1 pseudogene is annotated in these 397 nt (G+C 50.1%); it reads left to right on the top strand.

Annotated elements, in window-relative coordinates:
• Positions 1-397: pseudogene (pyrG, locus tag D7Y13_RS50270) on the top strand (CTP synthetase); the annotation flags it as partial.

Below are 397 nucleotides of genomic sequence, written 5' to 3'. Positions count from 1 at the left end.
TTGGGACACTACGAACGGTTTACAGACACGCCGATGTCTCGTCTCAACAGCGTCACCACTGGCTCAATTTATCAGTCAGTCATCTATAAAGAGCGGCGCGGTGAATATAACGGTGGCACTGTGCAGGTGATTCCTCATATCACTAACGAGATCAAAGAACGGATTTTGCGCGTTGCCAGAAACACAAATCCTGACGTAGTGCTGGTCGAGATTGGGGGAACCGTCGGCGATATTGAGTCACTGCCCTTTCTGGAAGCCATTCGCCAATTTCGTAAAGAGGTTGGGCGGAAAAACGTGATCTATATGCACGTGACGCTAGTGCCCTGGATTCCATCGGCAGGGGAGATGAAAACCAAGCCTACCCAACACTCGGTTAAGGAACTACGATCGATTGGCA

It is taken from the genome of Corallococcus praedator, from assembly GCF_003612125.1.
Taxonomy (GTDB): Bacteria; Myxococcota; Myxococcia; order Myxococcales; family Myxococcaceae; genus Corallococcus; species Corallococcus praedator.
Note: the sequence above shows the minus strand (reverse complement) of the source record. Positions and strands in the feature narration are given on the sequence as shown.